General features: G+C 38.7%; 18 protein-coding genes. 6 read left to right on the top strand and 12 right to left on the bottom strand.

What is annotated here, in order from left to right; genetic code table 11:
• Window positions 1-29 precede the first annotated feature (29 nt).
• Together R3E32_22155 and R3E32_22160 are read right to left on the bottom strand one after the other, a co-directional pair.
• Entirely contained in the window at window positions 30-1,730 is a 1,701-nt protein-coding gene (locus R3E32_22155) for a hypothetical protein (protein ID MEZ4887452.1), read from the bottom strand.
• Between the two features lie 119 nt (window positions 1,731-1,849).
• Complete coding sequence (locus R3E32_22160) at window positions 1,850-2,236, bottom strand: RidA family protein (GenBank protein ID MEZ4887453.1); 387 nt, start codon at window positions 2,234-2,236, stop codon at window positions 1,850-1,852.
• Window positions 2,237-2,290: 54 nt separating this feature from the next.
• On the opposite strand from R3E32_22160, the gene R3E32_22165 reads away from it, so the two are divergent.
• Both R3E32_22165 and R3E32_22170 read left to right on the top strand, forming a co-directional pair.
• A complete protein-coding gene (locus R3E32_22165) occupies window positions 2,291-2,971 on the top strand; it encodes a 3-hydroxyacyl-CoA dehydrogenase family protein (GenBank protein MEZ4887454.1) in 681 nt (226 codons plus the stop codon).
• A gap of 133 nt (window positions 2,972-3,104) precedes the next feature.
• A complete protein-coding gene (locus R3E32_22170; protein ID MEZ4887455.1) occupies window positions 3,105-3,575 on the top strand; it encodes a hypothetical protein in 471 nt (156 codons plus the stop codon).
• A gap of 1 nt (window position 3,576) precedes the next feature.
• Here R3E32_22170 and R3E32_22175 read toward each other — a convergent pair whose 3' ends face one another.
• The 7 genes from R3E32_22175 to R3E32_22205 all read right to left on the bottom strand — a co-directional run bounded on the left by R3E32_22175 (window position 3,577) and on the right by R3E32_22205 (window position 7,236).
• Entirely contained in the window at window positions 3,577-4,053 is a 477-nt protein-coding gene (locus R3E32_22175; GenBank protein MEZ4887456.1) for a sterol desaturase family protein, read from the bottom strand.
• Between the two features lie 91 nt (window positions 4,054-4,144).
• Window positions 4,145-4,426: a hypothetical protein gene (locus R3E32_22180; protein MEZ4887457.1), complete on the bottom strand. Its 282-nt coding sequence runs from the start codon at window positions 4,424-4,426 to the stop codon at window positions 4,145-4,147.
• 75 nt (window positions 4,427-4,501) lie between these two features.
• Window positions 4,502-4,903 (bottom strand): hypothetical protein, encoded by a 402-nt coding sequence (locus R3E32_22185; protein ID MEZ4887458.1) that lies wholly within the window; start codon window positions 4,901-4,903, stop codon window positions 4,502-4,504.
• 21 nt (window positions 4,904-4,924) lie between these two features.
• Window positions 4,925-5,185 carry a CPCC family cysteine-rich protein gene (locus R3E32_22190; GenBank protein ID MEZ4887459.1) on the bottom strand — a complete coding sequence of 87 codons (261 nt, stop codon included), beginning with the start codon at window positions 5,183-5,185 and terminating at the stop codon, window positions 4,925-4,927.
• A 623-nt stretch (window positions 5,186-5,808) separates the two neighbouring features.
• Complete coding sequence (locus R3E32_22195) at window positions 5,809-6,180, bottom strand: hypothetical protein (protein ID MEZ4887460.1); 372 nt, start codon at window positions 6,178-6,180, stop codon at window positions 5,809-5,811.
• 10 nt (window positions 6,181-6,190) lie between these two features.
• On the bottom strand, window positions 6,191-6,688 hold the full coding sequence (locus R3E32_22200) for a T9SS type A sorting domain-containing protein (protein MEZ4887461.1): 498 nt from the start codon (window positions 6,686-6,688) through the stop codon (window positions 6,191-6,193).
• Between the two features lie 62 nt (window positions 6,689-6,750).
• Window positions 6,751-7,236, bottom strand: coding sequence for a hypothetical protein (locus R3E32_22205; GenBank protein ID MEZ4887462.1), 486 nt, complete (start codon window positions 7,234-7,236; stop codon window positions 6,751-6,753).
• A 251-nt stretch (window positions 7,237-7,487) separates the two neighbouring features.
• Between R3E32_22205 and R3E32_22210 the strand changes: the two genes are divergently transcribed.
• The 3 genes from R3E32_22210 to R3E32_22220 all read left to right on the top strand — a co-directional run bounded on the left by R3E32_22210 (window position 7,488) and on the right by R3E32_22220 (window position 9,630).
• Window positions 7,488-8,276: a type III pantothenate kinase gene (locus R3E32_22210; GenBank protein ID MEZ4887463.1), complete on the top strand. Its 789-nt coding sequence runs from the start codon at window positions 7,488-7,490 to the stop codon at window positions 8,274-8,276.
• A 2-nt stretch (window positions 8,277-8,278) separates the two neighbouring features.
• Window positions 8,279-8,833: a GNAT family N-acetyltransferase gene (locus R3E32_22215; protein ID MEZ4887464.1), complete on the top strand. Its 555-nt coding sequence runs from the start codon at window positions 8,279-8,281 to the stop codon at window positions 8,831-8,833.
• A gap of 110 nt (window positions 8,834-8,943) precedes the next feature.
• Entirely contained in the window at window positions 8,944-9,630 is a 687-nt protein-coding gene (locus R3E32_22220; protein MEZ4887465.1) for a hypothetical protein, read from the top strand.
• On the opposite strand, the gene R3E32_22225 is transcribed toward R3E32_22220, so the two are convergent.
• Window positions 9,619-12,606: a glycoside hydrolase family 3 N-terminal domain-containing protein gene (locus tag R3E32_22225; protein MEZ4887466.1), complete on the bottom strand. Its 2,988-nt coding sequence runs from the start codon at window positions 12,604-12,606 to the stop codon at window positions 9,619-9,621. The two genes, R3E32_22220 and R3E32_22225, sit on opposite strands and share 12 nt — an antisense overlap.
• A 685-nt stretch (window positions 12,607-13,291) precedes the next feature.
• Here R3E32_22225 and R3E32_22230 point away from each other — a divergent pair.
• Window positions 13,292-15,259 (top strand): DUF3857 domain-containing protein, encoded by a 1,968-nt coding sequence (locus R3E32_22230; GenBank protein ID MEZ4887467.1) that lies wholly within the window; start codon window positions 13,292-13,294, stop codon window positions 15,257-15,259.
• Between the two features lie 3 nt (window positions 15,260-15,262).
• On the opposite strand, the gene R3E32_22235 is transcribed toward R3E32_22230, so the two are convergent.
• Both R3E32_22235 and R3E32_22240 read right to left on the bottom strand, forming a co-directional pair.
• A complete protein-coding gene (locus R3E32_22235; protein ID MEZ4887468.1) occupies window positions 15,263-16,396 on the bottom strand; it encodes a hypothetical protein in 1,134 nt (377 codons plus the stop codon).
• A gap of 164 nt (window positions 16,397-16,560) precedes the next feature.
• Window positions 16,561-20,238: an AAA family ATPase gene (locus R3E32_22240; GenBank protein ID MEZ4887469.1), complete on the bottom strand. Its 3,678-nt coding sequence runs from the start codon at window positions 20,236-20,238 to the stop codon at window positions 16,561-16,563.
• Window positions 20,239-20,478: the final 240 nt, after the last annotated feature.

Raw genomic sequence — 20,478 nt, forward strand, 5'->3', positions numbered from 1 at the left:
TTTATTGGATTCAACTATCTGTCAATTGCTTATTTTTCAGCGTCTTTTGAATCATCTGTGTGAGAAGTCAAAATATCATCTACCTCCAAACTCTCCGCTTCTGCATCCTCTGCTGAGGGTGTTTCTTCTTCAATCAGTGGAGTGATAACAGAGGTCATTTCCATGGCATCTTCATTTGCAGGAAGTTCCTCAATCAATGTTGAATTTGTTTCTCCTTCTGCAATCACTTCTTCAATAGCATGTTCTGTTATTGCTTCATTTTCAGCAGCTTCTTCACCTTCTACGGCTGTTGTTGCTTCATCCACCACACCAGCTTCAACTGGAGTCATTGGACTTTCAACTATAGGAGTAGTTTCTTCTGCAATCACTTCTGCAATTTCATCGGTTAGACCAGCATCTTCTGCTTGTTTCTCAATGGTTTCTTCCATTGCAGCAGCTTCTTCAACTGTAGATTTTGTTTCTTCTTGTACCACAACTTCTTCCATTGTAGTTTCAGTATTTACCATATTTTCAGCCGTTTCTTCCATTGCCACAACTTCTTCTACTACCGTTTCCTCAGCTTTTGCAGCAGCTTGAGCCTCTTGTTCTTCTTTCAGTTTTTGTGCTTCTTCGGCAGCCTTTGCTCTTGCGGCTTGTTTGGCTTTTCGAGAAGCCTCCCTTTTGGCTCGTTGCTCTGCTTTTTCTAACTCCGCTTTCTCTCTTGCTATTTCTCGGTCTTCATCTTCTTTGACTCTGTCTTTCAACTCTTTCAGTGTTTTGTGCATATCATCCAACTTCACACTTTTGGAGTTAAGTCGTTCTTGAATCATGACGATTTTTGCTTCACGCAATTGTTTTTCGAGTTTTCCCTCCGATGCCTGAACCCTTCTGTTTTGAAATGCCAAATCTTCCTCATCTCTTCTTGCAGATTTTTCCATTCTATAAATGGCACTTTCCAAACCTTTGATCCGATTTGTCAAACGGCTATTTCGGTGGTTTCTACGTGCTTCTTTTACTTGTTGGAAGGTTTCATTCATTTTATCTCGAATGACATTACTCAGCTCTTGGGTAAATCGTTGTTTTTTTAGGTCTGACTGCATTTGTTTCAAAGTGTCGAAAAGCCCATTTAGGTTTCGAGAATCTGCTACTTGATCCGCAATCGTGTTGATCTTCTTTAAGATAAGCTCTGCATTTTCTTTGGCTTTTTGCTCAAATTCTTCGTTAGAATTTTTGCGGAGTTTTTTTAATTTATCGAAAGCCGTATTGATCATATCTCGCAGAGAGGCAGTTTGCTCACGCGATAGATCTCTACTCTGAAAATGTTGATTGATTTTGTCCCAGTAGTCTTTGGCAAGTGTCCAAACATCTTTGTCGTATTTCTCCATCCCACCTACCTGTTTGACAAGTTGAACAACCTCTTCCTCAAGTTTCATCGCAAGTTTGGATGCCAATATTTTCACATACCATTCTTTTTCAGCACGGTTGATCATTTCCGTATTGTTTGCTAAAATGGTATCGGGTAAAATGCTGGGCGAGGACATGTCGTGTTCAAGATATTCATAAGGTTCGGGAAGTGTATCTACTTCAATGTTGTCCCAATCTTCAAACATTTTGTCAACAAACTCTTGGCTAACTGTGGATTTTTCAAACATCCATATATCTACCTTATTATCAGCGGCTCTGAGGCGAAGTGTCACTAAAACATTCTGATTCTTTTCGTTCGTTCCCCAAAATACAATTTTGTCTTTCATTGTAATGTAATCTCGTTAAAACTATTGTGTCTTGCTTGTAATGAATAATCAATCAACTAATAATGAAAATGGTAATTCATGTATCCAAAACCTAAACGTTTGTAAGGTGTCTAAGTTTTTTATGCTGCAAAGGCAATGACCGAAATTTCTACGTTCACTCCTTTTGGTAGTTTGGCTACTTCCACACATTCTCTTGCAGGAGCAGTGTCTGCATTGAAGTAACTTCCATATACTATATTGACACTATTGAAGTCATTCATGTCACTTAAAAAAATACTTGTTTTCACAATATTTTCAAAAGTTAAATTTGCGGCAGTCAACATGGCCTCAATATTTTTCATGACTTGGTGTGTTTCTGCTTCAATATTATCAAGAACGAGTGTTCCTGAAGCAGGGTCAATGGCTATTTGTCCCGATAAAAACAATAGGTTGCCCGCCCAGACTGCTTGGCTATAAGGCCCAACAGGAGCAGGTGCTTGGTTAGTAGAAACTATGTTTTTGTGCATTTTATTGGAAGGTTTAATCAATAAACTTCATAAATTTAGGCAAAAATAACCATAATGAAGATATTACTAATGGGAGATGATAGCAGAATTGAAGAATTTCAAGAAAAAAACTACCAGATTCCAAAACAAAACATTACAATTGCCATAAATAAAGATTTTGAATTCAGTGAATTCGATATTATTATAGATATGACTGCTGCTGAAAAAAAATCTTTTCATTTATTAGAAAGGTATGCTGAACTCAATCAGAAAGTGGTGATTTTGGGTGGTGTACAACAATCTTTGGCGGCTGTCACCAAACTCATGCCTAAACCCATACGCTGCCATCTTATAGGCATGAATATGCTGCCAACGTTTATCAACCGTAACTTGTGGGAAATGAGTGCTCTCAATGAAACCTCAAAATTGGCGGCAACTAAACTTTTGGAGCAAATGGGAATCTATTGTCGGTGGGTTGCTGACAGGGTAGGAATGGTCAGCGCAAGGGTGGTATTGATGATTATCAATGAGGCCTTTTATACGCTGCAAGAAGGAACAGCGAGCAAAAATGATATTGATTTGGCAATGAAACTTGGCACAAGTTACCCTCACGGTCCTTTTGAGTGGGCAGAACTTATCGGTATTCAGTACGTTTATGAAACATTGGAGGCACTTTATGAAGATACGCATGATGAGCGTTATCGAGTGTGTCCCTTGTTGAAGCAAACCTACTTTTATGCTTTAGGAACGATATAGACTTCCGAAATTTATTCTCAAAAGATGGCTGATTTTTTTTGTGGTTCAGTTCTTTTTAAAACAAAAATTTCGGAAGTCTTTGCTCCAAATTACATCACTATTTCATTCGCAATTCTCAACAAATCCTCAATCTATGAAACATAATTTACTTTTTATTTTGTTCTTAACAAGCTTATCTACATTAGCACAGCCTCCAACTGAGGTTGTCAATATTTATGACTACGAAAAGGTCATTATTTTGGAACTAACTGCCAATGGTAATGATTGGAACATTGATGTGCAAAAAGTCTGCGAAGGAATTCCAACCAAATCACTTGTCTCGGATCGTTCTATCACCATGAATTTTATGGATGAGGAAGGGAAAGAGTTGTATTCAGTAAGCGTGAGCAACCCAAAATTGATGCAAATGCACAGTGAAAGCAATGCAGTTCCTACAACACGAGAATTTCCTGCTTCCACTACTATTGTCGTTCCTTATAGTCCAAAATGTGTGAAAGTAGTGTGTAGCAAAGAGCATGAAGCAAATGAGGATATCGAATGGATAAAATCATTTGACATTCAAAAGGCGGTACAAGAGGCTTACGAAACATTTGTTTCGCAGTAAATTAGACATCATATTCCTTGGTAGCATACAGAAATCCAAATGCTTTGCTATTTTCTTTTTCGAGGTGTTTGTGGTGTATTTTGTGTGCTCGAATCAAACGTTTGAGGTAGCGATTTTGAAAGCGGTAGCTGAATTTGATGCGGCGGTGAATGACGATGTCATGTAGGATAAAATAAAAAACTCCGTAAAAACTGATACCTGCTCCAATCCACCAAAGCCAGTGATTTTTTTCGTACCCGTAATACATCATAAACAGAGTGGGAATGATATAAACCAATACCACCAAATCATTGACTTCAAACCATCCTTTGTGTGGGCGATGATGGCTTTTGTGAATGAACCACAGAGGCCCATGTAGTATATACTTGTGCATCCACCATGCAAAACACTCCATAAAAACTACTGTTCCAACAAAGACAAATAGATTGGAGAATAATTCCATTTTCCAAAGGGTCATGAGGTGTATAAAAACAAGCATATTTGAAGATTATTTTGAAACGCTATTTTTGGGGGTGGGATAAAAGTAACATAACTACTCAATTCAATAAAAGTTTGTCCCGATTTAGACTTTATTTCTTCAAAAGATTTTGTAATCTTCTCAAGGCATTTTCTTTTTCTTTGGTTTGTTTTGACTCTAAAAATTCATTCATTAATTCAACTCCTTCTACATAATCCACCAAATGGATTGCCAAAACTCCGCTACTCCAAAAATCTACTTCTCCTCCCTTAGTTAGCGAGTTGAATTCTACTTGATTAAGGCTTCCAAAATCGCCTTCTTCAAAGTATTTGTATTTTATTTCAAACTCGCTTAAAGTAGGTTCTATTTTGTTTTTAAACCATTGAATATTCATAATAATATTTGACAATAAATTTACAACTTTGTACCTCAAAGAGCTAAATGTAGGATTACAGTTTACTAACAAAAATTAATCAGCATACCATTGTTGAAGTTCCCCAAAATTCTCAAAATCATACCTTCCAATACTGGTTTCCAGTATATCTAATTCATTATGATACAATCCAAAGCAAAAGGTATTTATGAAATACTCTTTTTTCTGAGTATCCTTTATCAAAAAAATTCGATTATCATAGTCAATATTAAAATCAAACTCATTTTGAAGAAATTTTATTTTTTCTTCATTAGTCAAGATAGATATTTCTATACCCCTAAATTCTGTTGGAAGTATTATATGACTTACTCCCTTCAAAATTATATCAATATTATACCCTCTCTCTCTTGTCTTTAGGCTTCTTAAAAGTAATTGTCCATGTGTTGCTGAGAAGTCTATGACTTGAAAAACATATTTACAATTAAAATATATTATCATTTTTTCATTTTATTGATATTATTATCCTCTCCTTTCTTCTTTTGATGGAGGTCTAACATCGTCTAAAAATATTAACTCCGTTGCACCAAACTCTCTATAATTTTTGCGAGCTTGATTTAGGCTAATATGGTTGGCACCTCCTTCATAATTAGGATCATTTAATTGGACACCGTCATCTTCCCAAAAGCAAACAGGACAAAGTTGAAAGGTATTATCTGGTTTAACCTCTAAAGTATAGTGTTCGCAGCACAGGCATTGATATTTGCAATGTTTAATTTCCATATAAATTAACCTGATTTATTTCCTTTATGACGATATTTCGCTAAAAATTGTTCCCATTCGTAGCCCATGAATTAATTCATGGGCTATGAATGGAGTTTACAATCAAGTAACAATTAAGCCCATTTGTGGGCGAGTGGCCTGTTAGAATTATTCTTCTATTACCAACTCCATAGCAGTAGAATTAGGGTGATTATTGATGAAATGTTTTTTGGTTTCATGGTTGGTATATTTTGTGTTTAAGATTAAAATATAGCAATAAAAAATATATCAAATTGAATATTATTAAAATAATAGCCCTTTTTTACTTATGTTCCGCACCTCTTTAAAAATCTTTGGATAATTCATTTTTTTTACAGTTCACCCTTAACAAATAATACAATTCAATTTTAAAAATCTAAAAATCAATTGTTTGTAGAATAAAAGTCAAAAAACAGTTTGATTCTCTTAGTTAAAGAATGTTTATTATACATAGAGTGTTTGCTTAAAATTGGAGGTCGATGCCAAATAATGAATTTATAAAAAATAAGTTAAAAATTATTGATATTTATAATTCAATATTATTAAATGAATTGCAAAAATGAGTTAATTGCTTTTTTGAAAAAAAGGGTGCGAAGTGTGAGTTTTTATTCTACTTTTATTTTTAAAATCTGCTTAAATAAACCTTTTCTCCTTTTTTGGAAATAGAGATACATTTCTTTTTTATCTGTCATTGAGATTGTATCCTTACTCGTTATTATCTCAATCTTATTCACTTGAGACAAATAATCTCGGATACCATCATCAGTCCAATGCTGACCAAATCCAAATAACATTCCTTTAGTTTGATTTGGTGGGATTTCAATAATAATAGTATCCTTGATTCCTTCTGCTGTTTGTGAATAAGTTAAATAATATGCATCACTTTTAGTACAGTTTTTTACATCTAAATATCCAGGAATATCACAGCTAGTTAAGGTTAAGACTCCGCAAATAAAAATAAGTTTATATATATTCATGGTTTTGATTTTAAGGAAATATTATTCTACGATTGTTGAATGTCTCGTAGTAGTACCCTACTTTATTAAAGGCATATTCCTTGCTCAAATGAGTGAGGTCTATGGTCTTTGAAGTGTAATTTTGCTGCCACAATACCCGTCCAGACATATCAAAAACCCTGATGATGGCTTGTGAGGAATATTCGGCTTCAATGCTGAATTTTCCAGAGGATGGATTGGGAAATACAATCATTGGGCTTAAATCGTTTTCCTCGGCATTGAGTTGTTCTACAACTTCTTCTTCTTCAACACCTGTATTCTCCGTAAGTCCTTCAACTAAATCAGCAGGTAATTCATTGTCTGCTGTTTTTCCCGAACCTCCTGAAATACAGAGTGAGCGTTTGATGCGGTTGCCTGCATTGTCGTAGGTGTAATTGATGCCGCAATTGGGTTGGGCATTTAATAAGCAGGTGCTTCCTAATAGTAGTAGGAGTAGGGTGATTATTTTGGGGATGTTTTTTGGTTTCATGATATTGTCGTGTTTTTGAAAAAATTAAAAATGTATTTGCTGCTTGAAAGCAAGATTATTTTTCATCCAATAATTGATTTTATATAATTGAACTTTGCAGTTGGAACTTCATTACAAATTTGAAGTAATTTATCCCTTTGTATCTTATACTTTCTCTTACAAAACAAATACAAATAAAAATAAGGAACTAAACTTTCATCTTCTTTATGATCTAATATCAATTGCTCACATTCTTGTTGAGTAAATTTTTCAAAAAAAAGACGATAATGAAGGTATCTCCTCCAAAATTTTAACTCCAAACTATTAGGGTATTTTTTTAATCCCTGTTCAATAACTTCTTTATATTTTTCGCCCCCAATTAAGCTCCATTCGTCAGAAATATCATTTGGCTCATTAAAAGATATTTGCTCCGCTGCAAACTCCCAATATAAAAAAGCCAAATTTGTATAAATTACTAAAGAAGCATAGTCACTATTGATAATATCCTCATATAATCTAACTGCCTCAATATAATCTTTATTTATATCTTTTATAATTGCTAGTTCCATTAAACTATTTGATTTAGTAATCTGAATTTTAATATTTTAATAAAAAATTTTCATTTCCTCCAAAAAAATTCTTATTTTTTTGTTGCGAATCCCCATTTTACCATCAATCTGGTGTATTTGGTTGTAGCTACCACAATAAAAGATATTATTTTTATCACATTCCATACCGTCGTCTAAATTCTAATTTTGTTGCTATCTTGCAAAAACAAAAACAAAAACCTAAATATTCACCCCTAAACCTTCACTTCAAAATGCTAATAGTCATAGACCTTGGCAATACCAATGTTGTTATTGGAGTATATGAAAATGGTGCATGGACACATGAATGGCGGATGGAAACCCAAATAGGACAATCTGGTGAAGTCTATCAGCAGCAACTTCACACGAAAATTGAAGAAACGAATTTGGATATACGCTCTGTTCGTCAAATCATTATGAGTAGCGTCGTTCCTGCGCTTACCGATGTGATTGTAGATTCGGCGGTCAAGGTTTTTGGTGTTGCTCCTTACCTGATAGGCACTAAAACGTATCCTCATTTACCCCTTCACCTTCCTTCCTCCGAAGAAATCGGAACAGACTTGGTGGCGAATGCTATGGCTGCAATGACACATTTCCCGAATCGCAATTGTGTGGTAGTGGATTTTGGTACTGCGCTGACTTTCACTACCGTTTCTAAAGAAGGAAAATTGCTGGGCGTTGCGATTGCACCTGGCATCAAAACCACCATCAAAGCTTTGTTTTTGAACGCTGCTCAACTACCAGAAGTGCCTTTGGTCGTTCCTGATTCGGTGATGGGTACAAATACGTTTCATGCCATACAAGCGGGAATTTTGATAGGTTTTGAAGGTTTGGTCAGTCATTTATTGAAGCGACATCGAGCAGAATTGAAGGAGGATTGTGTGGTCATTGCTACGGGTGGATTGAGTGGTGTTTTGGAAAATTTGAAGCCCGAATACGATTTGATTGATAGGAAGTTGACTTTGGATGGTCTGCGGATTATTGCAGAGTTGGTGAACAGGGTCAAAGATAAGTCACTATAAATATGCTTTTTACAATAGAAACAGACAGGTTAAAATTGGGCATATTGAATGAAGGTTATGCCTCTTTAGTACTTGATTTTCACCTCCGAAACCGAACATATCTAAAGCCGTGGTCTGCCAAAAGAGGAGAGGATTATTATACACTTGAAAAACAAGCAGTCAATCTGCACCTTCAATCTGAAGACTTCAAACAAGGAAAAGGTCTAAGGTTTCACCTCTTCAAAAAAAACCACCCCGAAAAAATAATTGGCAATGTCGGTATTTCCAACATTATCAGAGGAGTATTTTGGTCTTGTCATTTGGGCTACCAAATAGACAAAGAGGAACGCAATCAAGGACTGATGACGGAGGCATTGAAGGAAGTGATTCGCTATGTTTTTGAAGAACTTCAATTGCATCGAATAGAGGCCAATATCATGCCCCGAAACTTACCTTCCATTGAAGTGGTCAAAAAATTAGGCTTTGAAAATGAGGGGTATGCTAAGAAATATTTGAAGATAAACGATACTTGGGAAGACCACTACCACTTTGTTTTGCTGAATGAGGCGGTAGAATGAGTACACAATTATTGGTGCTCACATCGATTGGTATTTTAAACAATCCAAGAAATACCTTACTTTTGAAAGTGTTGGTAAAATTTTATTTCATCCATTTAAGTGAAATCACCATGTACAGGCTTCTATTGTTGTTTATGTTTACACTGCTATCCCAGTTGTTATTTGCTCAAAACTTAGAGGATTGTTTTTTTCCAATCAATAAACTGCAAAAAACAAAGGTTTATCAATTTGAAGTAGCCCAAAAACCCGAATTGACGCAATATTGGAAAATGAAATCAGTGGAAAAAAACGAAAAATGGATACTGACGACACAGGTTTACAATGCTGATTTTCAGATTACAGAGTTGGCAGTAGAATGGATAGATAGCACAGGTAGCAAACTAGAACAACTGATTCAATTTGATGAAAAAGGCAAAGGTGATACGGTTGAATTGGTAGAAAATGATGTTTTTCGTTGGCAACAAAAAGCAGATGAAACCATTAGATGGTCTATGCTCTTCAACAATGACGAAAATGAAACCTTATTTTTTGCGAAGGAAAGAACACACATAAACAGCTGCAGTCCACCGCAATATAGAGGAAAGAACTATTATACCGTTTGTTTTAAAGATGCCCTACACAGCGTGAATAGTGATACTTACGAAGAACTATTCACCTTTAGTCAAATTAGTTACTACGCTAATCATCTGGGATTGATAGGTTTTGACAGGTCATTTGAATACGATGAGCAGAAAAATGTGAATTTTCGTTTGGTTAAAATTTTGAAGGAAAAGAAGTGGCGTAAACTAAAACCTTAAATCCGTGCTTCTTTCTTTGCCTTTTTCAATCGCATCATACACCACTTCGTGAATGCGCTCTCGAACCTTGCTTTTCACCAACTTAAAATTGTCCATATTCGGAAAAGTGCGGTTAGACAAAAACACATATACCAAATCTTGTTGAGGATCTGCCCATACACAAGTTCCTGTAAATCCAGTATGTCCAAAGGTTTCACCGGATGCTTTGCGGGTAGTGTTTGCCAGGTTTCGGGGATTTGGTTCAGGTTTGTCAAATCCCAAGCCACGCCGATTTCCCTCTTTTTGGTAAGATGTGAATTTTTGAATAGTTCCTGCATTGAGGTATCTCTGACCGCCATACCAACCATTGTTGAGCAACATTTGCATCAAAATAGCGAGGTCGTTCGCATTGCTAAACAAACCTGCATGTCCACCTACTCCTCCCAACATAGCTGCACCCATATCATGCACATATCCATTTACTTCTTGTCGTCGCCATTTACCATCATATTCTGAGGGGACAATGCTGTAATTACTGAATCTTTTGGTAGGCAAATAACCCATCGTACTCAATCCAAGCGGCTGATAAAATCGTTGTTCAACATACTCGTTTAGGGGTTTACCTGTTTTATTTTCGATGTATTTTTTGAAGTAAAAATAACCCAAATCGCTGTACTTGTATTTGCCAACTGTGGGTAAATCAGAATCATTGATAGTGGAAAATATTTTGTCCACGTAGCTTTTATCCATATACATATTTTTAGCTACTTCAATGCTAAATTGTTCATCAGGCTGGGTTTTATAGACTTTGCTGCGAATCGGAATGGTCTCTTCATAAAACGGAATCCATGCCCTCAAACCCGATTCGTGTATCAAAATATCCCGTAAAAAAAGATTGCTTTTATTGGTGTATTTCAATTCTGGAAAATTGTTTCCCAAAGTACTGTATAAGTTCAATTGCCCCTGTTCTTCCAAATCCATCAAAACAGGAATCGTAGAAGCAACCTTGGTGATAGAAGCCAAGTCGTAAAGGTCTGTATCTTTTACGCTGACACGCCTTTTGTAGGTGTGATAACCAAATGACTTTTGGTAAATCACTTTGCCATCTTTCGCTATCAAAACCTGACAACCAGGAGTATCGCCATTCCTTACTGCGCCTTGAGCAATGAAATCTATTTGCTGCAAATCGTCTCGGCTAATGCCCACATCTTCGGGGATGGTGTATTTCAATCGAAGACCACCGCTTGTGGTCAATCCTTGTCCATACACATAGTTGGAGGAAGCAGTGATAGGCAGTTTTCCCTTAGCTGCAATCGCTCCAAAAAGCAACTGAGCAGAAAGGTCTTCGGTCATTTTATTTTCTTCATACGCCATCAAAACCGTTTGGCTATTGTCGAAGTTTTTGAGGCTGTAAGGACTTCCAAAAACGGTAATCACTACATTGGTCACTTGCTGCAATCGCCCAATCAACTTGAGTGCTTGTGGGCTAATACCAAAGTTTCTGCTGAACGATTTACTCATGTCGTGAATACTAATGACCACAGGGTCATAGCTTTTTAAGGCATCAAATTTGGCATCAAAAGCAGCGTTACTGTCCGACATTTTCAAAGTATGGTGTGCAAAAGGAGCGTATTTACCCAAGGTTTCTTGAAACGTGGATAAAGTAGATACGCCAATGGATAAAGATGCAAAACGTTTTTTGTCCAACTCATTGAAGGGAATCAAGCGGCGATTGTTTTGTACCAAAGTGAGTGCATTTTCATACAGATGCTGCTGCAATAATTCCACATGAGGCATGGATATATCTTGTTGAATACCAGCAAGAGGAATAGATTCAGGAGTATGCAAACCTACTCGATATTTGGCTTTGAGGATTTTACGCACTCGGCTATCTATTTCCTCTTGCGTGATTTCTCCTCGTTTGATGGCTTTTTGGATTTCTTCAATGCCTTTGCCCACATCTTGCGAAAAAAGCAATACATCGTTGCCCGCCAAAAGTGCCTTTACATCCACAATTCCTGGCTCAAAATACTTCGCCACTCCCTGCATATTCAACGCATCGGTGAATACCAAACCTGTATAACCAAATTGGTCTTTCAACAAATCGGTCACAACTCGTTTCGACAAAGTAGTTGGCATGGTCGGTGTATTTGCGCCAATGCTCGTTCCAGATATGGGCGTATTGTCCAAAGCAGGAACAGATAAATGAGCCACCATCATACCGCCAATTCCTCGCTGCGCCATTTCTCTAAAGGGATGTAATTCAACACTCAATAGGCGGTCAAGACTGTGTTTGATGATCGGAAGTGCATGGTGAGAATCGGTGTCAGTATCACCATGCCCAGGAAAATGTTTGGCACAAGCGATGATACCTCCCATTTCCATTCCTTGCATATAGGCCAATCCTTTGGCAGTCACATTGTATTTGTCCTCGCCAAAAGAACGGTCGTTGATAACAGGGTTATTGGGATTGTTGTTGATGTCCACAACGGGTGCAAAATTGACGTGTGTACCAATTCGCTTAGATTCACGGGCTATTTCTCTACCCATTTCATAAATGAGGCGATTATCTTGTATTGCACCCAAAGTCAATTGTTTGGGGAATCTTGGGGTGTCGTTCAGACGCATATTCAAACCCCATTCAGCATCCAAAGAAACCAGCAAAGGAATTTTGGAAACAGCTTGGTAATAGTTGGTCATTTGGGCTTGTTGAAGTGCCGTTCCTTGCATAAAAATCACTCCTCCAATGTTGTATTTCTTCAACAAGTTGGCGGTAAATTGCTTGTGTCCTTCATCTTTGTTGGAATAAGTTGCTATCATAAACAACTGCCCAATTCGCTCTTCTGGGTTCATTTTCTTCATTTGCATTTCGACCCAATTGGCTTGTGCCAGTGGATATTCAGTTGAAGCAGAACTAGACGTTACCTGTGCTGCAGCCCCTGTTTGGCAGATGATGGCAGTAAACAAAACACATATTCCAACAAAAAATTTACACAAGGTCATAGTTTTTATAGCTGTTTTAATAATTCATTGCATTGTCTATCAATACTTAAATTTGGTAATAATCAAACGAAATTTAACTACTCAAAAATATCCTTTTTGCAGGTTTTTGGAAGTCAAATTTGTAATTTATATTACAATGGTATAAACTTGGAGGTTAAAAAGATTAGAAAGTGAAGAGATTCAACTATTCACAAGAGCCAAATGTACTTCAATTTAATCAAGCAAACTATTTGCCAAAATACAATTACACAATAGCTTGGTCAATTGAAATGTTGAGTGTGAGATACAGCAACTTTTGAAATTGCCCCTTTAAGTTAGGCAGCTATTGTGGGTTTTCCAAATTTATGGGTATTATTTTTTTCAATAAATGCAGTATTTGAAACTTGTATTTCTTTATATCAGCTAATCAAAAAATTATGCTTAAAACTTGAATGTTTTATTTGAAGTGAGGTGGCGACAAAGCGGATGAAGAAACTTTTAGGGTGTATAGTAATGGACAAGAAAAGTCGGAATGGGTTTAGTGTAAAACGAGGTTTTGCTAAAAAACAATGGAAGGCCCAAAAAAAGAAAGACTCATGCGGATATTTTAACGCTAAATAAACTTACTTTTTTTAATGCACAAATATTTTATTATATTAGCGGTGTTATTCGTTTTACATATTCAATACTGCAAAATTTTATGAAAAATAGGCTTATTATCAAACTGTTGTGTTTTACACTTGTATTCTCTTCCTTCAATAGTTTTGCCGAACACGAACTCATGACTTGGGGTGAAATTGACGAAGAACACCTCAAAATGACCGCTTACGAACCCGACCCTGATGCTTCTGTATTGTATTTGGGGGATTATGGAGAAGTTTTTGGGGAAGACATTGACTATGATAGTTATACAGCACTAAAATATTTTATCCGCATTAAAATTCTTACCGAAGAAGGATTGGAATATGCTTCCAAAAAATTGTCCTATTACCATTCACAAAAAGAAGAAATCAAATACATTGAAGCACAGTCTTTCACGCTTCAAGAAGATGGCACGGTGAAAAAAGTAGTGTTGGAGAAAGACGATATTCACACAGAAAAGGCAAATGAATATTTAAGCTACAAAGTGTTTTCGATTCCAGGCGCACAAGTAGGGTCGGTAATTGAGTACCGCTTCAAAAAGTTGACTGATGTTCAGGTATTTATTGATCCGTGGTATTTTCAAGGCACTGAGCCAAGACTTTGGAGCGAAATTCGTTTTATGCCTCCCAAATATACGTCCTATGTGACGATTCCAACGGGTGTACTCATCAACAAGATGGTCAGTGAACAATCAAACATTACGCTTGGTAGCCCGAATGCCAAAGGAGAAGTTTATCGCTACTATTTAGAAAACATACCCGCTTTTCGCTCAGAACCTTACACCAAAAACCTGCGAGATTATTACGCAAAGGTAGAGTTCCAACTACATTCTTATGTATCAGGTACGGGGTTCACCAACGCCCTGTTTCATAAATGGGAGGAGTTGATTGAAGACCTATTGGAGTCGGATAACTTAGGAGCGCATTTGAAGGGGAACAACAAGCTGTTGAAGGAAGTACGACCGATATATGAAAACATAGCGGATACAGAGCAAAAGATGATTGCTATTTACGACCATGTTCGAGCGAATATCAATTGGAGTGAGGATTATGGTTTGTATAGTTATGAAAAACTGAATGAAGTCTATGAAAAACGAGAAGGTTCGGGTGTTCAAATCAATTTATTGTTGGCACTGATGCTGCAAGATGCTGGTATTGAAACAGATTTGATGCTCATTAGTACCCGCAATCATGGGGCAGTGGTTAAAGGTTATCCCTACTTACTGAGATTTAACCATCTGATTTGTCGGGCAAAAATTGGCGATAAATACCATATTTTGGATGCTAAAAACAAATACCGCCCTTACAATATTGTCCCACAAAATCTTGTCAATTGTACGGCTCTTGTGCTGAAAAAGCCTGATGTAGAATGGGTAGAAATCGAGCCAAGTACGACATTGACCGAAACCGTCAACGTGCATATCAAATGGAACGATGAGGCGGAAGTGACGGCAATGGTGATGGAAAAAAATGAAGGATATGGGGCGGTTATGGAACAAGAAAATTTGGATTTGATGGGAGAGAAAGAATACCTCAATGCAATGATTGAAGATTGGACAGATGGGGAAGCAAGGAATTATAAATTTCAAAACAAAACAGAGCCTAAAAACTTGTTGGTTGCTCAATATGAAATCGACAGTGATAAATTTGTGACAGGTGACGGCACTAGGCTTTACTTCAATACCTTTGCAACAACGGGTTTCTCCAAAAATCCTTTCACCTTGAAGGAAAGATTGTTTCCGATTGACTTCAATTATCCCTTAAAAATGGTGAGTCGTTTTATGATTGACCTACCCAAAGGCTATAAGGTAGAGGACATTCCTGAAAGTTCAGCCATTACGATGGAAGGTGAAGGAGCAACTTTTCAGGTCGTTTACAGTCCACAGCCCAATCAGGTTCAGGTAATCAGTACACTGCAAATCAACAATGTAGGTTTTAGCACACTCGAATATCCTGCACTTCAAACGTTTTTTGATAAAGTAGTCGAAAAACACGCCGAGTTGATTGTGTTCACCAAAGAAGAGTGATTTCTAAACTCCAATCAAACTTCGCAAAAACGCCCCAATCGTTTGAGTTGCTTCAACTTCGTAGGCACTTGCCAAAATATAGGCGGTGAACACAACATAAATGCCCAAAAGCAAAAAGGCCTTGATTCGACCCATTTGGTCGCCAATGTAGTAAATCAAAAACGCAACAATGGTAAGCAGTAACAGCAGCACCCAAAGTTCGCTTACCTGCTCTATGGTTTCTTGGTTCATCTCAATCGTTCCATTCACCATCGTAAACAAAAACAAGGGTAATCCAAGCGCAAAACATATATCGAAAATATTGCTACCCAAGGCATTGGCTACTGCGTCATCGTATTCACCTCGTTTGGCATCCTTATACGAAATGATGGTATCTGGCACACTCGTTGCAGCCGACGCAATGACAACCGCCACAAAGAAAGTATGAATGCCAAGCGTCTGACCCAATTCTTCGCAGGCATAAACCAATGCTGCACAAGCACTTCCCATCACAAACACCGAAACCCCTATCAAGAGCCAAGCATTAGCAGTATGAATAGATTTTCGCCCCAAGAACATGGCCTCTAAATCCAATGCCAAAAGTGCGTTTTTGAAGCTTCTGCGCTCCACATTGTCCAAGTCCTCATCCACTTCCCCCCCAAATGCTTTCAATTCTGATTTGGTCATCGTTTGCAGCATAAAAAACACATATACGCCATAAATTCCCATCAACAACATGCCATGCCACCAATAGAGCGTATTACCGCTAATAATTAAAATAAGCAGTATTTCTGCAACAATGAGCGACAAGCCATCTCTCAAAATTACCTTTTTTGATACCCGAATGGATTTCGTAATGCCATAGCCTACAACGGCTAAGATAACGATTGCAGGAATAATCATTCCATTGAAGATGGCACTTCCCGCAGTTGTACCGATTCCACCCGAAAAACCATCTTTGTGTTCTAAAGCAAACAAAAACCAAAGCGTTGTAAACAATTCAGGCATCGAACTCCCAATTGCATTGATAGTTGCGCCCCGTACTCCGTCCGAAAGATTGCGCCCCAAGTATTGAGAAGCCGTTTCAAAACCGTCGCTTGCCCGCCAAATAATCACACAACACACCACAATGATCAACAAATACAAGGTAATACCCATGAAAATAATTGTTTCCGATGAATTAGGCGAAGGTAGCTTTTTTACCCTCTTTCTGCAATACAACATACTTGAACCATGAGAAAACAAGGACAAAATACTAAAAAAACCTCTCGTTCTCAGCGTTCAAACTTCAAAATCATAGAAGCCAACAAACCCCTCCCTGTTCATTTCTCCGCCTCCCACTCACTAAAGTTGAACGGCACGACCATCGAAACCCCCTGTTGCTGCATCGTAATGCCATACGCCACATCAACTGCCGCCATAGTAGGCTTGCGGTGCGTCACGATGATGAACTGCGAATCTACCGAAAAACGCTCAATCAAACGAGTATATTTCCCCAAATTGTTGTCGTCTAAAGGCGCATCGACCTCGTCCAACACACAAAAAGGGGCGGGCTTCAACAGGTACAATCCAAAAATCAGGGCCAAAGCCGTCAGCGATTTTTCACCTCCCGAAAGCTGATCAATGCTTTGAGGGCGTTTGCCTTTTGGTTTTGCGATAATGTCAATGCGAGATTCGAGTGGGTCGTTGGGGTCTTGCAAGATGAGGTCGCATTGGTCGTCGGGTGTAAACAAAGAACGAAACACTTCCACAAAATTCTCCCGTATTTGCTCAAAAGCCTCCATGAATTTGTCGGTCGCTTTCACTTCAATTTCTTGGATGGTTTTCATCAGCGACTCTTTGGCAGTCAGCAAATCGGCCCGCTGTTCCATGATGAAGTCATAACGTTCCTTCATTTCCTTATACGCTGTGACCGCCAACGGATTGACCTCCCCAAAACGCTCCAATTGAGATTGTAGTTTGTCGACTTTTGCAGTCAAATCCGCTTGTTCGTATTCGCCCGAAGGAGATTGGTCGAGTAGGTCATTGAGTTCTATTTTGAAGGCAAACGATAGGCGTTCTTTGAGTGAGAGCAGTTGGATTTTGAGTTGATTCGTGCGGTCTTTGATGCTCGTTAGGAGTTCTTCCACCAAGTTTCGATTGCGGTTCAAGGTGCGGATTTCTTCTTCCATTTCGTTCACCTGACCACGTAGTTTGTAATACACCGTTTCGGATTCGTTGACCTCTTTTTCCAACACCGTTTTTTTGTCGTACAATGCGCCCAAGCCTCCTTCAATGACTTCCAATTTGGCTTCAATCTCTACACTTTCGCCATCGCCTTTTTGCAGGATTTGCTGGTTTTGTTCCAGTTGACGTTGTGTATCCTGGTACTGCTTGCGCTTGAATTGCAGGTTTTGTTGGATGCTGTTGAGGCGGTTCTCTTGCTTGTGAAATTCGATGTTTTGCTGATTGAAGCGTTGATTTGCCGCTTGCATTTCGGTTTCCATTTCCCGAAAATGCGTTTCACTTTCCTCCAATTTTCCTTGCTGCAATTGCAGTTCCGCTTTTTTTTCCTCCAAACTTTGCTGCAATGCGTCCACCTCTTTGCCGATGGCTTCAATGCGGTTTTTTAGGCTTTCGGTGCGGTCATTGCTTTCACCCATAAACTTAGTGGCGTTCTCTACCTTCAGCCGAAAACCCACCAATTTGTTGTCCAGTTTGTTGATTTCGGTTTGTTGGTGTTGATAGAGTTGTCGCTTGTTGTTTAGCTTTTTGCGGGTTTGGTGAAATTCGTTTTGCTGTGATTGAATGGCGGTTTGCAGCGACTGTTGTTTTTCTTCGACCTCCTTGATGCTTTTCTGCAATTGCTGCAATTGTTGTCGGCGACCAATCCGTTTTCCTTCATACGCTCCTACCGAACCGCCACTGATGCTTGCTTTTTGGCGAATGATGCGACCGTCTTGGGTGATTAAGTTGATATTGGAGAGGTGAGAAGTGGGAAGCGAGAGGTGGGAAGTAGGGAGGATATAGACGTTTTGAAGGAGGAGGTGTAAAAGTGGTTCGTACTTTTTTTCTACCTTCAAAATGCTGGTAGCTGCAATAGTTTCTTCTTGTATGATTTGTGATGTATGATTTTTGATATTTGAATTTTGATGTTGAAGAGAGATATTTGGTTCTCCATTCTCCTTCTTCTCACTTCCTACTTCTTGCTTTCTGCCTTCATTCTCCTTCTTCTCACCTCCTACTTCTCGCTTCTTGCTTCCCGCTTCCTCCTCAAAATCACTCAAAATAAAAAAGCTCGCCTTTCCTTTTTGCGCTTGCTGCAAGAGGTCAATGGCTTGCATAGCCGTTTCTACATCCTCCAAAATATAGCTGTTCAGATGGGGCGAAAGGTAGTTTTCGAGTGCCACTTTGTATGCTTCCTCACAGTTCAGAATATCGAGCAGAAGCGGTGCATCGGTTTGCCATTTTTTGTGGGTTTTGAGGAACTTGACCGAATCGGGGAATCCCTCCAAACTGTCCACCAAGCTTTTGGTGAGTTTGTATTCGTTGCGGTTGGAGTCCAATTCTCGGTTGAGTAGGTTGGCCTCTTTTTGTTGCTTGTCAATGTCTTTTTGCAGTTGGCTCAGTTGTTTTTGCAGTTCGGTTTCTTCTGATTTGTTTTGTTGAAGTTCGGTCATTGCAGCCGTTTTTTCGGCTTTCGCTTTTTCCCAATTTTCTTTGAAAACCGCTAATTCACTTTGTTGAGATTCAAATCGAAGGTGATTGGATTGTATTTCTCGCTGCAAATTTTCTTGTTGGGTCTGCTGAACGGCCATTTTTTTCTCTACTTCAAAAACCGCTTTCTCCAACTCTCGATAGCTTCGCTGCAATAGGTTTCGGTTGGCAGTCGCTTGTTGGTGTTCGGTTTTGATGGTGTCAACGGCTGCTTTGAAGGTTTGCAGTTGTTTTTGGATGTGGTCAAGGCTGCTTTTTTCGATTTCCGTTTTTTCTTGAAGCGTTTTGATTTCGCTCTGCAGACTGTTGGTTAGCTGTGTAGCAGTGGTGATCTGCTGTTGAAGATTGGTATTTTTTTCTTGCAGAAATTGAAGGTTTTGGCGCAGCAGTTTCTTTTGATTTTCTTGCTCTTGCAGGTGTTTGACATGCTCATTGAGGGCTTTCTGAAATTCGCCCAATTGCTGTTCGTTGGCAAGTACGGCTTGTTTTTTTTCAGAAATGGTGGCTTCCAATTGATGGATTTGCGTTTGCAGCTTGGTTTTTTTGTCCTCCTCTTGTTTTTGTTCTTGCTGCAATCCCGCAAAACTTTTTTGGTGGTCTGCAATCTGATACAATGCCAATTCGATGCTCAGTTCCCTAAATTCACTTTTCAGTTTTTCGTGTTTTTCTGCCCGTTTTGCTTGTCTTGCAAGGGTTTTGAGGTTGGCTTCAATTTCAAAAAGTAAGTCTTCAACTCTCTCCAAATCTCCGTCTGTTGCCTCCAATTTGGAGAGGGTTTCCTTTTTTCGGAGTTTGTATTTGGAGATGCCAGCGGCTTGTTCAAATAGTCGGCGGCGGGAGTTTTCTTTGTCTTTGAGGATGTCGCCAATCATGGACAGTTCGATGATGGCGTAGGAATCGCTGCCTATGCCTGTGTCGAGAAACAAATCGGAGATGTCTTTGAGGCGGCAGGCAACGTTGTTGATGCGGTATTCGCTGTTGCCTTCTCGGTACAAAATGCGGGTGACGGCAACGGTGGTGAATTCGGTAGGCAGTAGGTTTTTGGTGTTCTCAAAAATCAGCGAAACTTCTGCTCGCCCTGCTGGTTTTCGGTTTTGAGTGCCATTGAAGATGAGGTTGTCCATCTTTTTGAGTCGCAAACTGCTGCTTTTCTGCTCACCCAATACCCACCGAATCGCATCTACAATATTGGATTTACCACAGCCGTTCGGGCCGATGATGCCCGTCATGTTTTGATTGAAGTGAATCACTGTTCGCTCCGCAAAACTCTTGAAGCCTTTTAATTCAATGCTTTGTAATCGCAACTTGGTTTGGTTTGTGTATTTGTAGAGACGTTTTACTAAAACTTCTCTACGTGTTTGGGTATTTAAAAAAACGGCTGCAAAAGTACGGAGAATTGAGGGAAAATGAGCGAATGGGAAATAAAATGATGCGGTTCTACAGCTCTATGATTTGAAGGGCAGAGAAGTGAGGCATTGAAGGTTGGAAAAGCGACTTGTGTTTGTACGGAGTCAACATTGAAGGAAAGGAAACCAGAGAAGAAG

The organism is Chitinophagales bacterium (assembly GCA_041392475.1).
Lineage (GTDB): Bacteria > Bacteroidota > Bacteroidia > Chitinophagales > UBA2359 > JAUHXA01.

Coding starts and splice junctions, on each gene's coding strand:
- R3E32_22220 (MEZ4887465.1), top strand. CDS start 8,944: ATGTACAGGCTTCTATTGTTGTTTATGTTTACACTGCTATCCCAGTTG.
- R3E32_22185 (MEZ4887458.1), bottom strand. CDS start 4,903: ATGATAATATATTTTAATTGTAAATATGTTTTTCAAGTCATAGACTTC.
- R3E32_22210 (MEZ4887463.1), top strand. CDS start 7,488: ATGCTAATAGTCATAGACCTTGGCAATACCAATGTTGTTATTGGAGTA.
- R3E32_22215 (MEZ4887464.1), top strand. CDS start 8,279: ATGCTTTTTACAATAGAAACAGACAGGTTAAAATTGGGCATATTGAAT.
- R3E32_22205 (MEZ4887462.1), bottom strand. CDS start 7,236: ATGGAACTAGCAATTATAAAAGATATAAATAAAGATTATATTGAGGCA.
- R3E32_22170 (MEZ4887455.1), top strand. CDS start 3,105: ATGAAACATAATTTACTTTTTATTTTGTTCTTAACAAGCTTATCTACA.
- R3E32_22175 (MEZ4887456.1), bottom strand. CDS start 4,053: ATGCTTGTTTTTATACACCTCATGACCCTTTGGAAAATGGAATTATTC.
- R3E32_22155 (MEZ4887452.1), bottom strand. CDS start 1,730: ATGAAAGACAAAATTGTATTTTGGGGAACGAACGAAAAGAATCAGAAT.
- R3E32_22165 (MEZ4887454.1), top strand. CDS start 2,291: ATGAAGATATTACTAATGGGAGATGATAGCAGAATTGAAGAATTTCAA.
- R3E32_22195 (MEZ4887460.1), bottom strand. CDS start 6,180: ATGAATATATATAAACTTATTTTTATTTGCGGAGTCTTAACCTTAACT.
- R3E32_22190 (MEZ4887459.1), bottom strand. CDS start 5,185: ATGGAAATTAAACATTGCAAATATCAATGCCTGTGCTGCGAACACTAT.
- R3E32_22160 (MEZ4887453.1), bottom strand. CDS start 2,236: ATGCACAAAAACATAGTTTCTACTAACCAAGCACCTGCTCCTGTTGGG.
- R3E32_22180 (MEZ4887457.1), bottom strand. CDS start 4,426: ATGAATATTCAATGGTTTAAAAACAAAATAGAACCTACTTTAAGCGAG.
- R3E32_22235 (MEZ4887468.1), bottom strand. CDS start 16,396: ATGGGTATTACCTTGTATTTGTTGATCATTGTGGTGTGTTGTGTGATT.
- R3E32_22200 (MEZ4887461.1), bottom strand. CDS start 6,688: ATGAAACCAAAAAACATCCCCAAAATAATCACCCTACTCCTACTACTA.
- R3E32_22230 (MEZ4887467.1), top strand. CDS start 13,292: ATGAAAAATAGGCTTATTATCAAACTGTTGTGTTTTACACTTGTATTC.